This is a genomic window from Fictibacillus sp. S7, from assembly GCF_004127935.1.
GTDB classification, from domain to species: Bacteria; Bacillota; Bacilli; order Bacillales; family Fictibacillaceae; genus Fictibacillus_C; species Fictibacillus_C enclensis.
The window spans coordinates 4,012,257-4,027,167 of record NZ_QJKL01000001.1 but is presented as its reverse complement, the minus strand read 5'-3'; the positions used below and the strand labels follow the sequence as shown (position 1 = coordinate 4,027,167).

13 protein-coding genes and 1 pseudogene are annotated in these 14,911 nt (G+C 43.1%); 5 read left to right on the top strand and 9 right to left on the bottom strand.

Annotation, left to right across the window (positions count from 1 at the left end; translation table 11 throughout):
• The first annotated feature begins 47 nt into the window (after positions 1–47).
• Positions 48–1,286 (top strand): tetratricopeptide repeat protein, encoded by a 1,239-nt coding sequence (locus DMO16_RS20440; protein WP_129479836.1) that lies wholly within the window; start codon positions 48–50, stop codon positions 1,284–1,286.
• 100 nt (positions 1,287–1,386) lie between these two features.
• On the opposite strand, the gene DMO16_RS20435 is transcribed toward DMO16_RS20440, so the two are convergent.
• A complete protein-coding gene (locus tag DMO16_RS20435; protein WP_129479833.1) occupies positions 1,387–4,773 on the bottom strand; it encodes a hypothetical protein in 3,387 nt (1,128 codons plus the stop codon).
• 541 nt (positions 4,774–5,314) lie between these two features.
• Positions 5,315–5,662 (bottom strand): hypothetical protein, encoded by a 348-nt coding sequence (locus DMO16_RS20430; protein WP_129479831.1) that lies wholly within the window; start codon positions 5,660–5,662, stop codon positions 5,315–5,317.
• Between the two features lie 442 nt (positions 5,663–6,104).
• Here DMO16_RS20430 and DMO16_RS20425 point away from each other — a divergent pair, with 442 nt between their 5' ends.
• Genes DMO16_RS20425 through DMO16_RS25020 form a run of 3 tightly spaced genes read left to right on the top strand, consistent with a single transcriptional unit; the run spans position 6,105 to position 8,318 of the window.
• Positions 6,105–7,922 carry an acyltransferase family protein gene (locus DMO16_RS20425; RefSeq protein ID WP_129479828.1) on the top strand — a complete coding sequence of 606 codons (1,818 nt, stop codon included), beginning with the start codon at positions 6,105–6,107 and terminating at the stop codon, positions 7,920–7,922.
• A gap of 50 nt (positions 7,923–7,972) precedes the next feature.
• Positions 7,973–8,173, top strand: a complete 201-nt coding sequence (locus tag DMO16_RS25025) for a hypothetical protein (RefSeq protein ID WP_241840616.1) — start codon at positions 7,973–7,975, stop codon at positions 8,171–8,173.
• Entirely contained in the window at positions 8,148–8,318 is a 171-nt protein-coding gene (locus tag DMO16_RS25020) for a DUF4309 domain-containing protein (RefSeq protein ID WP_241840615.1), read from the top strand. Before DMO16_RS25025 ends, DMO16_RS25020 begins: the two co-directional genes overlap by 26 nt.
• Positions 8,319–8,363: 45 nt before the next feature.
• Here DMO16_RS25020 and DMO16_RS20415 read toward each other — a convergent pair whose 3' ends face one another.
• Genes DMO16_RS20415 through flaG form a run of 4 tightly spaced genes read right to left on the bottom strand, consistent with a single transcriptional unit; the run spans position 8,364 to position 11,549 of the window.
• Entirely contained in the window at positions 8,364–8,714 is a 351-nt protein-coding gene (locus DMO16_RS20415; RefSeq protein ID WP_129479826.1) for a hypothetical protein, read from the bottom strand.
• Positions 8,714–9,115: a flagellar export chaperone FliS gene (fliS, locus tag DMO16_RS20410; protein WP_129479824.1), complete on the bottom strand. Its 402-nt coding sequence runs from the start codon at positions 9,113–9,115 to the stop codon at positions 8,714–8,716. Before fliS ends, DMO16_RS20415 begins: the two co-directional genes overlap by 1 nt.
• A gap of 28 nt (positions 9,116–9,143) precedes the next feature.
• Positions 9,144–11,204, bottom strand: coding sequence for a flagellar filament capping protein FliD (fliD, locus tag DMO16_RS20405; RefSeq protein WP_129479822.1), 2,061 nt, complete (start codon positions 11,202–11,204; stop codon positions 9,144–9,146).
• A 15-nt stretch (positions 11,205–11,219) separates the two neighbouring features.
• Positions 11,220–11,549: a flagellar protein FlaG gene (gene flaG, locus DMO16_RS20400; RefSeq protein WP_129479820.1), complete on the bottom strand. Its 330-nt coding sequence runs from the start codon at positions 11,547–11,549 to the stop codon at positions 11,220–11,222.
• A 155-nt stretch (positions 11,550–11,704) separates the two neighbouring features.
• Here flaG and DMO16_RS20395 point away from each other — a divergent pair, with 155 nt between their 5' ends.
• On the top strand, positions 11,705–12,580 hold the full coding sequence (locus DMO16_RS20395; RefSeq protein WP_129479818.1) for a DNA endonuclease: 876 nt from the start codon (positions 11,705–11,707) through the stop codon (positions 12,578–12,580).
• A gap of 367 nt (positions 12,581–12,947) precedes the next feature.
• Here the strand turns inward: DMO16_RS20395 and DMO16_RS20390 are convergent.
• The 3 genes and pseudogenes from DMO16_RS20390 to csrA form a co-directional block, all read right to left on the bottom strand.
• Positions 12,948–13,061: pseudogene (locus DMO16_RS20390) on the bottom strand (flagellin); the annotation flags it as partial.
• A 345-nt stretch (positions 13,062–13,406) separates the two neighbouring features.
• On the bottom strand, positions 13,407–14,540 hold the full coding sequence (locus DMO16_RS20385; RefSeq protein ID WP_129479816.1) for a flagellin: 1,134 nt from the start codon (positions 14,538–14,540) through the stop codon (positions 13,407–13,409).
• A gap of 146 nt (positions 14,541–14,686) precedes the next feature.
• Positions 14,687–14,911 carry a carbon storage regulator CsrA gene (gene csrA / locus DMO16_RS20380; protein ID WP_129479814.1) on the bottom strand — a complete coding sequence of 75 codons (225 nt, stop codon included), beginning with the start codon at positions 14,909–14,911 and terminating at the stop codon, positions 14,687–14,689.

Here is a 14,911-nt window from a genome sequence, read left to right as displayed (position 1 = left end):
ATTTAATGTGATATCATGAGAATGATGAAGAGGGATTGAGGTGGATTATGATTAGAGGAGAGAAGATCAAATATTTCAGAGAAAAAAATAAACTAACCCAAAAACAACTCACTTCGGGAATTTGTTCCGTTCCCTACCTTAGTAAAGTGGAGAACAACAGCATTGTTCCTTCCAAAGAGATCCTTGAGTTGCTTTGCAAAAAACTAAACATAGAATACGACGAATTGCTGCAGTCCTCCTCCACCAATGAAATAAAAAAATTAATCTACTGCTGGTATGACGACATAAAAGCGAGGAAGCGGTCTGTGACAAAGGACCATTACATCAATATCGAAAAAAAAATGAAAGGCATTAAGGATATTGAGCTTTTATCCATGTTTCACTTGTGCGCCACCCGGCACTTTCTCTTGTTGCGAGAGTTCGACAGTGCGGAAGAACAATTAGCTCATGCGGAAAAATACATTGAATACACGCCGAAAGAAACAGCAGCTTACTACTATTATTTTTCCGGGCTTTACGAATATTTGAAAGGCCATTTTCAAAAAGCACTTGAACTCTACTTAAAAGCAAAGGATTATGTCAGTGAACCAGAATACCATTACCAGCTCGCCTTGATTTACAGCCGGCTGGGCAAAATCACCCTTTCCATTTTCCATTCCGAAAGGGCGATGGAGGAATTTCATAAAAACATTCAATTCAAGAAAGTCATTGATTGCTATATTCTTCTTGGGATTGATTATAACCGGATCAATGAACATTCTACCGCCATTACATACTTTGAAAAAGCGCTTAAAGGCATTGAATCACTGCCGGATATCGGCCATTTACGAATACATATCTATCACAATATGGGAATCGTTTATCACAAAATGAAGAAACCATGGGAAGCCATTGAATACTTTTTAAAATCTCTGAATGCACGCAATGATCTCCAAGGCGGAGAACTGACCATCTATCTTTTGGCCAACAACCTTTTTCAGCTCAATGAAACCGAAGATGCCACCCGCTGGATCACCAAAGGACTTGAGCTGTTAAAAGGCGAACTGAACGAAACCTATTGTCTGCTTAAGATTCTTCAATTTCAGGTTTCAAAGCGCCGAAACGACGAAGACTACAAAATATTTTTGGAAGAAATCGCCCTTCCCATCTTTCAGAAAAAAGATGAGTTTATGTATATCCGGATGTGCTATGAACAGCTTGGCGATTATTATTACCGAAAAAAACAATACAAACGGTCCAGTGAATACTACTGCTCCGCCAACCAGGTAGAAAGCTCGTTTATTTAGAGGAGGCTACTTATGATTGAAGAATCTCATTTTGGAAGCAAGCGGGTGGACCCGCTGATACAAAAAAGGACAGTTCCTCACACGGAACTGTCCTTTTTCCTTATTTCCAGGCACCAAACCATGTGCCCCATTTTCGCTGAAACTGCTCTTTCAATGATGGAGATTCAATCCCCTTTTGTTTTTTGAACTCATGGTAGCCCGCAAACCCGATGAGCAAAATTCCGGCCATGAGGAGATACACCCACCATGGCATATTGCCCCAGTAAGGACGGGTCTGCACGAACACATTTACGATGAGCACAATCAGACCACTGAAGAAATAGCTTTTCTGCTTGGAGATAAATCCATACAGAATACTAAGCACAGCAAGAGAACCCAAAATGACGGCATCAGCAATTTTATAGCTGTACATGGCATCGACCATCAAGATGATGGATATCAGGCCGATAAGGCTGTATTGAACAATCATGACCGACTTTTCGTTCAGGTTCCACGTTTTTTGTGTAATTAAATAGCTTAAAAGAATCCAGGGAAGCACATAGAGTTCCGTGATGATCACGCTTGGAACATGCAACATATCAAGAATTGTATAATAGGTTAGCAGTCCGACCGCCAAAGAGACGGTTTGAAGGCTCTTTTGAACCATCGGAAAAGCTGAAATCCGTAAAGAATGATGGTACAGAAGCACCGCAACCACGAACAGCCCGCCAATAAATACCCAATCCACTGCCTGCAGGCAGCCGGTGCATACATAGATGAGTCCTGCAATTCCGTACAAATCTACTTTTTCGCCGTTTTCAGGATGGTAGAGTTTTTCATAGATAAACATTCCTACAGCTGTGAACAGAAGCCCAATCGCATACCAGACAAGCGCACTTAATTGTGCGGATAAGCTGTACAGGTCAATCATGTTGGCCATCATCAGCCAAAAGTAGATTAGCGGAAACGCCACAGCAATTCTCCAATTTCCTTTAAGAGATTGAAAGAACGCCATGAATACAAGGACCACACCTACATAAAACCACAGAGGCAAAACCTCTCCTGCATAATACGAATCCGCAAGATACTCGGCCATGACCAGAATCGAAAATGGAACAATATACCACCTGAGCCGTTCCTTCCAGACCACTGAAACAACAAAGTAAGCAGCGAGCATCACCAAACTGTATAACAAACGAATCTCATTAGGGAACCATTCGTTTACGGTAAAACCGAAGGCCATGGATAACACGGTCAGTCCCGCATACAGGCTGTATTTTAATTCTACTTCATGGACAGAGCGCCAGACATACAGTCCGTAAAGAACCGTAAGAAGAAAATACGGCAAGGTTTCCCCTGAAGTAATAAACGTATAAAACACTGAATACAGCAGAGCCGCCTGGCTGACCACCAGCGTTGGAAGATGGCTTTGCCGGTCCGCACGTTTTAATGCCTCTCCCGAAACAAACAGCAGAGCGGACAAAATAATAAGCGTGAGCCGTTCATTTACGGGTTCTGCAATCAAGTGAAGGAAAGAGTAAAACACAAAGAACAAGCCCGCCTGCACGATGCCAAACCCAATATATTGCTTAAAATAGCGTGTACCGACAAACACCATAAACGCAAACAACACGCTGCACAAAAGCCGAACCCAATCGGCCTCCGTACTGAACGAAGCCAGGAAGCTGATGAAGGAAGCAAAGATGGCTCCCATCACCGCATATTGTCCAAGAATTCTGTCATTCTTTCTCCAATAATAAAGAGCCGCCAGAAGAATGGTTCCAATCCCGATCGATAGTGCCCTGTCCGGATCAGGGATCAAGGCCATCCCCGACGAAAATCCTGTGAAAAAGCCAAAGACGGAAACGCCTGCACTGGCCATCTTTTTGGCAAGATCCTCTTCAAGCCGGTAGTGCCGTGCTGCCATCCCTGTCAGAACAAGCGAGAGCAGTGCCATCTGCCAATATTCCGGAATTAAAAGGGTAAACCCAAAACCGACCAGAAGAAAGGCGCCTCCTACAAACAATCCCGAACGCCGGAGAGGTTTGATCCATTGACCTGCCGCATAGGTCACCAGTCCTGATAATCCAATTGCCAGCGCCCAATGCTTCATATCGTTTGAGCTGGTGAGGTGATAGACCTCAGAAGACGCAATAAAAATATAAAAGGACGCCAGGTACGAAAACAAACGAAACGCCGTGCTATAGCTTAGATAAATGAAATTTCCGGCAACCACAAGATACCCCAGCAGCATCCATACGCTTCCTTCTCCCCCAGAGAGCATAAGTCCTTTGCCTGTCACGAGTAAAAAAGCAATGACCGATACGACTGCGTTGGAGACGTGGTAGTACTTTTTCAAATCGCCTTTTGAAAAGCGCGCCACCGCAAGCAGAACAACCGGCACCACAGGAATCAGTACAAGCGCCAAGCCTGCTACTGCCGCCTGTTCAACGAGCTGGTACAAACCGTAAGAGATAAATGCCATAAAAAGCAGTTCATACTCCACCCGCTTGTTGACCATTCTCATCGCCAAATACAGTGCAGCGGTCAAAATTAAATTAAAGCTTTGGGACAGCGGCTGTTCAAAGGAAACAATAATGAGGACCGATGATAAAATAAGGTTCGTCTGAATAAAGACAGGAAGGACCTTTTGATAGATATCTTCCCTGTCCTTCGTTTTCCGCAAATGATACAGATAAATATAAGCCCCGTTTCCAAGCGCATACAAAAAGTAAAACACATTCTTCTCCGCACCAAGCGCGAGAAGAATAAATCCATAGCAGATGCCCGAAGCAATGAGCGTAAACCAGACAAACAGCCTGGAGCCGAAGGACTTAGCAAACTTCCAATAAATCGGCAGACATACCAGACTTGTAATAGCACCCAGTACATACTTCCCGTCACCAGAAAAACTCAGCCAGCTGCCGAAAAGCTTAAAAAACCCTGCAGACAAGATCGTGATTGGCAGAAAGAGCGCAAAAAGCACAAAGAAAGCAAACGCCGTCTTTTTAATGTGCAGCACGCGTTGAGACAGAGCCCCCAATCCGCCAAACAAAGCGGCAATTCCGCCAACAAGCATCGTTTTGGCCAACGGCGTAAACACTTCCCATTGGCTGGTTGCCAATGTAAGACCGCCAATCAACAACAGAATGACACCTGCTGCCATAAGCAGTGTCAGATTGCGCTCGCGTTTTTGTTCAGCACTCAGCGCTGGTTTTGGTGGAGCTGTCGGAACAGGCCTTGGCCTTGACTTTGGCAAAGGCTGAGCAGCCGGCGCAGTACTGGAGAGAATGGGCTGTTGATCGGGTTGAACAAAATCCTTTTCTTTCTCAAACTGTGGCTCCTGTTCCTCCCTCGTCTGTATAGATGGTTCTTTTCCTTCAGCAATTCGCCGCTGGTCTTTTTCGTAGCGATTGATCCCTTCCACCACTTTTAAATAATCGTCATACTTTATATATCCCTTTTCTTTTAGTTCGAATAAGTCCTTAATGATTTCTGAACCCTTCATGTCACACCTCGCTTTGCCTCATCTCCAGCAGATGAATCCTTATTCATTTTATGTATCCTCAACATTATACATCACTTTTGGAAATTAAATGGGTAGAAACGAAGGTGAAATTAGAGAAAATTAAAAAGTCTTAGAGACACTCTTCCCTAAGACAACTTCTTGCTACCATTGCATTTTTTATTAATTACCCTCTGGTTACGATCCTGCCCACCCGGTTGACCGTACGATAGACCATGATGCTGCAGAGTTCCAGGACAACACCTAAAAAGGATCTCCCATATCAGTATCCTCCCACTTGGCATCAAACAGCCAGCCGATGATGTAACTTAAAATCATCCATATGAAAAACGCCTAGCCAAAATTGCCCCAGCTTCCGCCGAACAAAGCGGTAAAGAATGTATAAATAGATAAAAAGCCTGTCCACATTAAGGGAAGCAGACAGACCAGGAATAAGGTGAAGCGAAAAATTGACCCTAAACAACCCATGCTTGTTTTCCTTTCCTAACACCTATGTAGTAAATCAATAACCCCAGAACAAAATTTATCTAGGGCTATGGTTCTTTTTTGCTTCTTCCAGCTTTTTTGCTTCTTCCAGCTTTTCCTTCCTCTCCAATTCGCTTGCAAACTGCCTCAAGTGATTCGCTTCACGCTTCAAAGCTTCTTTCAACTGCTCTCCCGTACCTGCTGCTGAATAATGGGTGCTTCCTGCCTCCGACATAATCTGCTGGTAGGTTTTCTTGCTTTTACTCTCCCAGCTCTGAGCTTTCGCAAGAACGTTTGTCCGTTCTCTTCCCAACTGATCCAGCTGGTTCATGGATTCGGATACTTTTCCCGAATACCAATCGAGCATTTCTGCCTGCATTCTGTACTTTTGTTTATCAAATAACATCCGTTTCACCGCCTGCCTTTTCTCTATCTTACTATTGTAAAGAAGGAATATTGCCTTATGAACTAGTCATTTTTACTAATATCTTGCATCTTTTAGATATTTTTACCTGTTACGCATGACATTTCTCCCATTCCCGCTGGATGGGCATTATAATCCTTGAATGTTAAAAACCAAATGAACTATAGTGGGTGATAGGAAATATTCCCCTGAATTTCGGCAGTTTTTAGCAAAAACTTTTGTCGAAAATAGTAGAAACGGTTTGTTTCCATCCTCTCTAAAAAGCACTAAACTATTATGGGAGATTAAAAGACTTGCTTATTTGAAGGGAGAACGATGATGTTGATCACCAAGGGCTTTCCGCAAAAAATGAACAGCGTAAATATAGCGGAAGCAGCGTTTACATATAATCAAAACAACCTTTTTTTGGTTAGGGGGAAATTGCATGCCTGAACCTACCCAAAAAAGCAAAAGGTATATGCCCGGCATAGACGGGTTACGAGCATTGGCAGTGCTGGCGGTGATCGCCTATCACTTGAACCTTGGCTTTGCGCCTGGCGGTTTGCTGGGTGTGGGTATCTTTTTTGTTTTATCCGGCTACCTGATAACAGACATCATTGCAACCGAATACCTCAAGACTGGAAAAATAGATTTCAAGAAGTTCTGGATCAGAAGAGCACGAAGACTGCTGCCGGCTTTGCTGTCCATGCTGTTCATTGTTATAGTGTGGATCCTCATGTTTGAGCGTTCCTTTTTGCTGGACCTCTGGGGCAACGTGCTCTCTGTTCTTTTATATGTAAGCAACTGGTGGCTTATTTTTCATAAAGTCTCCTATTTTGCCCAATTCGGACCGCCGTCACCACTTAACCATCTCTGGTCCCTGGCGGTAGAGGAACAGTTCTACTTAATATGGCCGCTTCTGCTTCTAACTGGCTTGCGGTTTATTGGTAATCGAAAAATCATCCTGCGGTTCATTCTTGGAGCTGCAGTACTTTCTGCCGTTTTGATGGCAGTTCTTTATACACCCGGACAGGATCCAAGCCGTGTGTACTATGGAACCGATACGAGAGCTTTTTCACTGTTTATTGGTGCCGCACTGGCTCTGATCTGGCCAAGCCGAAAGCTTTCCATTCATCTGCCAAGAGAACCCAGGATTGCGTTGGACATTTCAGGAACCATTGGCCTTGTTGGTATTCTGCTGCTGATTATGCTGACCAGCCAGTTTGATTCCTTTTTGTACCGGGGCGGCATGGTGCTGCTATCCATATGTACGGCTCTTCTTGTCGCAGCACTTGCCCACCCCGCAAGCAAGCTTGGGGCTATCATGGGGTGGCAGCCGCTTCGCTGGATCGGTGTCCGTTCATACGGCATTTACTTATGGCACTTTCCGGTCATTGTGCTCACCCAACCATCACAGGCGGCAGAGCACTCCTCTTGGCTTGGATGGGTACAGTTTGGGATAATTATTCTTTTAGCAGCCATTTCCTGGCACTTTATTGAAGAGCCTGTGCGGCGAAGTGCATTAAATACGGGTCAGGAAAAACGGGAAGTAACAGGATTTTCATGGAAAAGGGCCACCCTATTTCAGAAATCCATTCTGGGATGTTCAGCCGTTGCTGTTCTGATCATGCTATATACGGTTGTTGTGCCCGGCATTCAAAAACTTGAAGCTTCGCAGGAAAAAAAAGAAGCTCAAAAATATGTTCATCCTGTACCAGAAACACCTAAGAAAAAACCATCACATAATGAAAAGGAGCACCCTGAAAAGGATCCGAAGCCTTCACCTGCTCCAAAGCAAGAAGACCACAGAATTACAGTTATTGGCGACTCCGTCATGGTCAATGTGGCTCCTTATCTGAAGAAAAAATTCCCGGACGCCACGGTGGATGCAAAAATCGGAAGGCAGCTGACAGACGCGCCAAAAGTCATTGATCAGATGAAGGCAAAGGGCAGTCTCGGTGATACCATTGTGATCGGACTCGGAACAAATGGCCCTTTTTCTAAACAACAGCTGATCAGTGTACTGAATGATGCAGGCAAGGATAAGAACATTGTCCTTATTAACAGCAAGGTGCCGCGTCCATGGGAAAAAGAAGTCAACCAAACCATTCAGGAAGTGGCTTCCCATCATCCGCACACGAAGCTTGTCAATTGGAACCAGGCGAGCAACGGTCAATCATCTTATTTTTATGAAGACGGAGTGCATCTTAAACCAGAAGGTGCACTCGCCTACGCAAGACTGGTGGAACGGGCAGTAAATTAAAGTTTCAATTTTTAACAAACATGGAAGAAACTATCTATAGGAGGGATACAATGTTACCGAAAAAACGAGCAAATTTACTGATGACAGCTTCACTGCTCACAGGCTCCGTTTTAGGAACAGGCATGATCTCCTTTTACGACACAGCACATGCTGCATCTGCCACAGCGTCCGATCAGAGCACAGCGAAAAAGGAGGCTGCAGAAAAACTGAACACCATCTATTACAGTGCTTACTGTGAAAATGCTCGGTGATGAAATTGGTAGCGCGGACCACATCCGTCATCTTCCAAACACGGGAGAAACGAGCTACATTTATGAAACCGGTGATTTTGAACTGGAATTTATCATCGGCAAAGATGGAAAAGCAGATCATGTGAACCTGGTAAACCACCAATAAGAGAAAGAGCAACGGCCATTGAGGTCGTTGCTCTTTTTTTCATGTTCAATTCTTTTTATCAAAAAACATCCCGTCATCCGAAACCGAGGCATACGGATTGGCATAGTGCGCCGACTGGGTTTTCTTTTGGTTCATCAGCACAATATCTCGTTTAATTTCATTCAGCTGACGATCAAGTTCTGGTTCAAAGCCTTCATTCAATTGAAGAATGACGAGCCCGAGACGCTTTTCTTCCTCTGTAAAATGGGCCGGAATATTCTCCAGCAAGGCTTCCCGCTGATCAAGAAGTTCATTCACACGCTGGATATAAGGCTCGCGGTCGTCTTTCGGGAGTCCTTTCATCACATGAGCGCTCAACTGCTGGGTGATTTCAAGAAGATGTGAAATGGTTCCCATCAGACACGACCACCCTGTCCATATTGCTGGCGTCGGTTGATCTGGATAACTTCCTTCCACGTATCACGCAATTCCTTCACTAAACCTTCCACCTCATCCAAAATCTCTAAATTGCTTTGAATGTTGGCTTCGATCAGCCGGCGGTTCAAATAATCATACATCGGCAAAAGTATGCCGGAGACCGAAGAATCCATGTTCAGGGTGACCATCAGCTCCTGAATGATTTTTTGTGCTTTCAGGCAGTTGGTATTCTTTTCTTGGATGTTTTTATGTTGAATGGCTTGCTTTGATAGTTGTATAAACTTCAAACAGCCGTTATACAGCATCAGCGTCAGTTCACCGGGCGATGCCGTTTGAACTGAGTTGTTCTGATACGACTGATACGGATTGGGTAAACTCATGATCTTACTCCTTTATTGGGTGTTAGAATCAGCTGCTAAAAAACTGGGAGAGGTACGTGCTCTGCTGGTTCGAACGCTGAATCGCCTGCTCCATGGCCGTGAACTGGCTGTAATATCGGTCCTCAATTTGAGTCAGCCGCTTATTGAAGGCATCGATTCTTGTGTTCAAATCATTTAATTCCTTACCGATGACAAACTGATTGTTTACAAGCAAAGACGATCCCGCTTTATCCTTTATGCTGTTCATCGAATTATTTAGTGTATCGTACAAACGCTGCACCAAGCCGTTTTCACTGCTGACAGAGCTTGTTGCGGTAAACAGCTTTTCCACCGATGACGGATCATCCTCGATTGCTTTTTTCAATTTCGCTTCATCAAGGACGAGCTTTCCGCCTTCAAGATAATTGGCGCTTGTGGTAATCCCGATTTTCGCAAGCTGATTGTAGTTTGAACTGATCGAGCTGTCAGATACCGTTGCATACAGGTTTTGGCGCATGTCATTTAAGGCGGAATTAAGAACTGTATCGCCCTTAATTAAGCCACTCTTCGCCTTTTCATCCCAAAGCTCTGCCTGTTTGTCGGTCATTCCTTGCCGCTCTTCGTCAGAAAGCGGCTGGTAGCTTCTGTAGCGTTCTTCCGAGACTTTATCCTTGATCTTGGAAATCGTCTCATTGTACTTATCGACAAAGTTTTTGATATTTTTTACCACATCATCGGCATTATTTCCAACCGCAAGGGAAACCGTTCCTGTGTCAAAGGTTTGCTTCAAGGTAAAGGTAACGCCGTTCATGGCAAACGTATTGGCGTTTCTCTCCGTTCTGAGTCCATTGACCGTAAAAACGGCATTTTCTCCCCCGCTCTCTGTTGCCGTATCATCAAACCGGGCCGCAGACGTTAAAAATGCGCCTGATGTAATAATTTCATCACCAGCAGGATTGAAGTTCCCGGTTTGTGACCGGGTAAGTGTCATCCGGTCGGTCTGGGTATCATAAAACGCCGTTACCCCAACAGAGGTCGTATTTATTTGATTGATGACTGTATTTAAAGAGGTTGCTCCATTGACCGCAAAGGTTTGGTTGACAGCTTTTCCTTCGGTATTAAACGTTTGGAGACCAAAGGTAAAAAAGTTTTCTTTGTAGGTCGCGGATAGTTTTGCATCCTTTTCAATGTTGTCAGCAAATGAAAGCTTGCCAGTCTTTTCGTCTACATACACATTGTTGGAGCCACTCGTTAGAAGGCTTTTATCCGTCACAATACTGTAGGAGTCTTTTGTTCCATCTGCTTTTTCTACGGTTACGGAAGTTAAAGATCCCTGGGCGATGGAGGACTTTGTCAGCTGAAAATCTTTTGTTTCCCCGGAGGCTGTAAAGGTATCCGTATGATCAGGTGTAAAATAGGTAACAGACACCGAGCTGATTGCTGCCAGCTGCTCGCTGAACGTCAGCTTGCCGTCCTGTCCAACCATGACCTGTCCCGGTGTTTTCGGATCGGTAAACGAATCCACCACCTGAAAGTCCTTGCCGTTTACTTTGATGATGCTGCTGGAGATCAGTGAACTGTCGAGATTGGCTTGTTTCAACTGCAGCGTGTCGGTTGCAGAAGTTACTGCAATCGATTCCTTTTCTATGCTTCCCTGCCTCCAGTCAAAGCCCGTGCTGGTGCTGTCGGCATAGCTTGCGAATTTCGCCATTTGATCATACAGTCCGGCGTTGGCATTAATATTGTCAGAAGCGGATTTGGAAAGAGAGCCACCGTTTACCTTGGTTGCTGCACTCGCCAGCTTTTCAATGGAAGATATGTTGTATGATGCCTGATTGGCTGCTGAAGTGGCGGTTGCTGTCACTTTGTTTTCGTCTGAGGAAGTGACGGTCCTTGCCCGGTAGGATGACGTCAGTTTCATGGAGAAGGTCAGATCCTTCAAGGTCGAAAGCAGTGTATTCATCGACCGGTAGTCATCCCGCTGCCATTCCAGGATCTGTTTCTTTTGATTCAATTTATCAAGCGGCAGGCGCTGAGCCTTCATCATCTCTTTCACCATGGAATCCACATCCATCCCACTGGCCAGGCCGCTGATGCGCAATGTACTCATTCACTTCACCTCGCTTTAAATTTTCCGATTCACGAATATCCCCATAAAATCTAGCATATCGGCATACATGTCCAAAAACTTCTTGGAGGGGATTTCTCGCACCACTTCATTCGTCTGGTCGTCCACCACCTGAACATAATAATCGTTCAGCTTTTCGTGGAAAACGAATTTGGATGAGGTATGTGAGGGAATCAGATTGTTTACTCCCTCAATGATTTTCTCTAGTCCTTTTCTATCTACTTTTTCTGAGTCTGTGATAAATTGTTTGCTTTCTTCATTGATCGTGTTTTTGTCATGTTTGATATAAGTATTAATGGTTGATCCTATTGTTCTTTGAACCTCCACAGAAAAGCCTCCTAGTGCTCTTTACTCAATTATTGTTAATATCGGTTTTATAAATAAAAACTTAATATCTCTCAAAATAACTGGACTAAACTCCCACAAAAAATTAAACTGAATACAGGAACGCTTGTTCTTATTCCCTGTTAGGAGGTTAGTATATGGATCAGTTTTTAGGAATAGATAAGGCCACCAGAAGTTTATTAATTGGGAGTATTCTAGGGGATGGAGAAATTACAATAAGGTATAAAAACTCACGAAGAAAAAACCATAGTTATAGAGAACACTATGGTAAGAATCAAAAGGAGTATAGATTATGGAAACAACAACTGGCACCCCAATTGTTGTACATGACACCTAAAAGCCAAACTCTACGCTCAAAATCTTCCGTTCTTTTTACTGAATTGTACCCTCACTTTTATGACAAACTAGGTCAAAAACATATCCCTTTTAAACTCTTGGAACACTGCAATATGTTAATTGTAAGTGCAATTATATATATGGATGATGGTTCTCTCTGTATATCAAAACGAATTAATCACAATCAAAAGAAAATTTTTCTATCTCCCCATATTTCACTTTACCTTCAGTGTTACAGCAAAGATGAACTCGAAGGGCTAAATAAAAAATTATGGAATAAGTTAGGGTTAAGCTTGCGTCTAAGTAAAAGAAAAGATGGATTAGGCTATATTATTAAAACAACAACTATCGAAAATTCATTGAATTTCTTAAATAAAGTCGAAATGATAACGAAGACATGTCCTCCAATGTTTTATAAAACCAACTGGAATTATCGTTTTTCAATAGAAGCTTTCAAGCTAAAACTCCAATACCCAGACTATGAAACACTTTCGTCTTGTTCAAATAGACACCGGAATTATTCTATTAAAGAAATTGAAAAACTCATTCTCCTTAAACAACAAAAAATGAGTGACCAGCTTATTGCTACTACACTCGGTAGATCTTATTGGTCAGTGGTTTATAAAATAGCCGAACTACGTAAAAATGGCCATCTCCAAAGAGATGACCATCAATAATATTAACGAAGAAGTTGAAGAACTCCTTGCGGTTGTTGGTTGGCTTGCTTTGCCGCTTGCCTTTCGGTCACAGAATAGACTATATCTTCACCCTTTTATATCAGGGGCTGGGCACTTCGAACGGTTGACCGCCCTACGGATCTCATGTCATAGCTATCGCCTTAGACAGTACATCCTAGTCGTTGAACCTTCTCCATCCTTTCGGAACAGGAGCTTGGCTGCTGATTATCCATTGTATATCCGTCTCATTTTCAAACCTGACGCCTACCGTTTCCAGTTACGCTGTGGTTGAGAAAGCTTTAGGAAGTCCCAGCAATTCACCCAGTGATACTCTAGCTCGTTACCAAGCTAGACGCCCTATGAATCATTATCTCAAGAGTTGAAGTACACCTTGAGGCATTTGATTCGATTGAGCCAGCATTGCTTGTGCTGCTTGAGAAAGAATAGAATTCTTTGTTTGGTTCATCATTTCTTTCGCCATCGTGCGAACATTTACTTTCATAAATGACCAGACTATATCTTCACCCTCTAGCAATCTAGTAAGGGGTCGGGCACTTCGGATTCCCAATGCTGATGATACATTGTTTCACCTACGGATTTCATCATCATAGCAGTTGCCTTAGATGGTCTATCCTAGTCGTTGAACCTTCTCCACTCTTTCGAGACAGGAGCTTGGCTGCTGATTGCCCAATCTTTTCTTTTTTTTAGCCCTCACGTCTGTTGTTTCCAACTACGTTGTGGCAAGAAAAGCTTAAGGGGTTTCCAGCAATTCACCCGATTATAATCACTGACCGTTACCAGCCAGGACGACTGTGCTTGTCACTGCCTAGGCAGCTAAAGCATAATCTACGTCACGGATACGAGATTCCGCAGCAGTTAGGTTTTCGGAAGATGTATTAAGGTTGTTAATAGTGTGTTCTAGACGGTTTTGAGTAGAGCCTAGTTTAGAGCGTTCAGCCGAAACCTTTTGAATTGCCTCGTCAATTGCTTTCACAGCAACATTTGCCTGTGATTGTGTCGTAGCCTGTAGGCCCGATACACCAAGAGCAGAACTGCTCATATCATTAATATCTAAGCTGATGTTTTGGCTAGTATTTGCCCCAATTTGGAAGGTTGCACTCCCATTTGTTCGATTATCTGCAGCTGCAGTAGTCTCTGTAAAGGATGATAATGCATTCGTGGCGGAATTACGAATATTACCATTACTATCTTTAACAGTAATTGTAATTCCGTGAATAGCATTACTTACGCCATCAGCGTCTGCTGTAATATCAATATTTTTAGTTCCTACTGTTGCAGTTAAATCACCATTATCAATATCTGCAATTGTGTCATCACCGTTTAAAGAAATATTTGTAGTTGTACCATTCTTAACATATGATACTTCAACTGTATCTGTAGCTTGAATTCCTAAGCTATTTCCATTAGCATCAGTCAACGTATTAAAAGCATCTGCTCCAAGTGCAGTTAAGTTAGCACCAGCTGCCGCACGGACACTAGTATTTGTATTAACATTGGCATCGGCAGTAGTCGCTTTTCCCATTGAACCATCTAGAAGGTTCTTAGTATTAAATTGAGTAGTACTAGAAATACGGTCAATTTCTTTTGTTAATTGAGTCATCTCATCTTGAATATTATTACGGTCTTGGTCAGTATTCGTATCATTACCAGACTGAACTGATAATTCACGCATACGTTGAAGAATGTCATGTGTTTCATTTAATGCACCTTCGGCTGTCTGTACTAAGGAAATAGCATCTTGTGAATTTCGAGAAGCCTGATCCAACCCACGAATTTGTCCACGCATTTTTTCAGAAATTGCTAGGCCTGCTGCATCATCTGCTGCATTATTAATACGAAGACCTGAAGATAATTTCTCCATAGATTTAGATTGTGCATTAGATGCGCTGTTTAATTTGTTGAATGTGTTCAACGCTGCAATATTATGATTGATTTGCATTTAAATTTCCTCCTTGAAATGTGTCCCGCCCACGTCCTTGTGGTTGGGTGTGTTTTCAAACAAAAAAGACGATTGCGGCCGTCAAACATCTTTCTCGTTTGCTCACCATTTATATCGTCTTTAGGGGTTAAATGTTTAATAGTTTTTTATTTTTTGAGTGCCTTTAATTGATCCATAATATTCACGCTGGTGTTGGCCGCATCGCTGTTTTCCTGTTTGATCGAAAGATAGATTTCCTTGCGGTGAATCTCCACCTGCTTGGGGGCATTGATCCCTAACTTCACCTGATCTCCTTCAATTCCAAGAATAGTAATCTCTATATCGTCACCAATTTTGATCGCTTCATCTGTTCTTCGTGTCAGTACAAGCAT

Excerpts from the sequence above, each read along its gene's own strand:
- DMO16_RS20415 (WP_129479826.1), bottom strand. The coding sequence starts at position 8,714 with ATGGGAACCATTTCACATCTTCTTGAAATCACCCAGCAGTTGAGCGCT.
- DMO16_RS20395 (WP_129479818.1), top strand. The coding sequence starts at position 11,705 with ATGGATCAGTTTTTAGGAATAGATAAGGCCACCAGAAGTTTATTAATT.
- csrA (WP_129479814.1), bottom strand. The coding sequence starts at position 14,911 with ATGCTTGTACTGACACGAAGAACAGATGAAGCGATCAAAATTGGTGAC.
- fliD (WP_129479822.1), bottom strand. The coding sequence starts at position 11,204 with ATGAGTACATTGCGCATCAGCGGCCTGGCCAGTGGGATGGATGTGGAT.
- DMO16_RS25025 (WP_241840616.1), top strand. The coding sequence starts at position 7,973 with ATGTTACCGAAAAAACGAGCAAATTTACTGATGACAGCTTCACTGCTC.
- DMO16_RS20440 (WP_129479836.1), top strand. The coding sequence starts at position 48 with ATGATTAGAGGAGAGAAGATCAAATATTTCAGAGAAAAAAATAAACTA.
- fliS (WP_129479824.1), bottom strand. The coding sequence starts at position 9,115 with ATGAGTTTACCCAATCCGTATCAGTCGTATCAGAACAACTCAGTTCAA.
- DMO16_RS20425 (WP_129479828.1), top strand. The coding sequence starts at position 6,105 with ATGCCTGAACCTACCCAAAAAAGCAAAAGGTATATGCCCGGCATAGAC.
- DMO16_RS20385 (WP_129479816.1), bottom strand. The coding sequence starts at position 14,540 with ATGCAAATCAATCATAATATTGCAGCGTTGAACACATTCAACAAATTA.
- DMO16_RS20430 (WP_129479831.1), bottom strand. The coding sequence starts at position 5,662 with ATGTTATTTGATAAACAAAAGTACAGAATGCAGGCAGAAATGCTCGAT.
- DMO16_RS20435 (WP_129479833.1), bottom strand. The coding sequence starts at position 4,773 with ATGAAGGGTTCAGAAATCATTAAGGACTTATTCGAACTAAAAGAAAAG.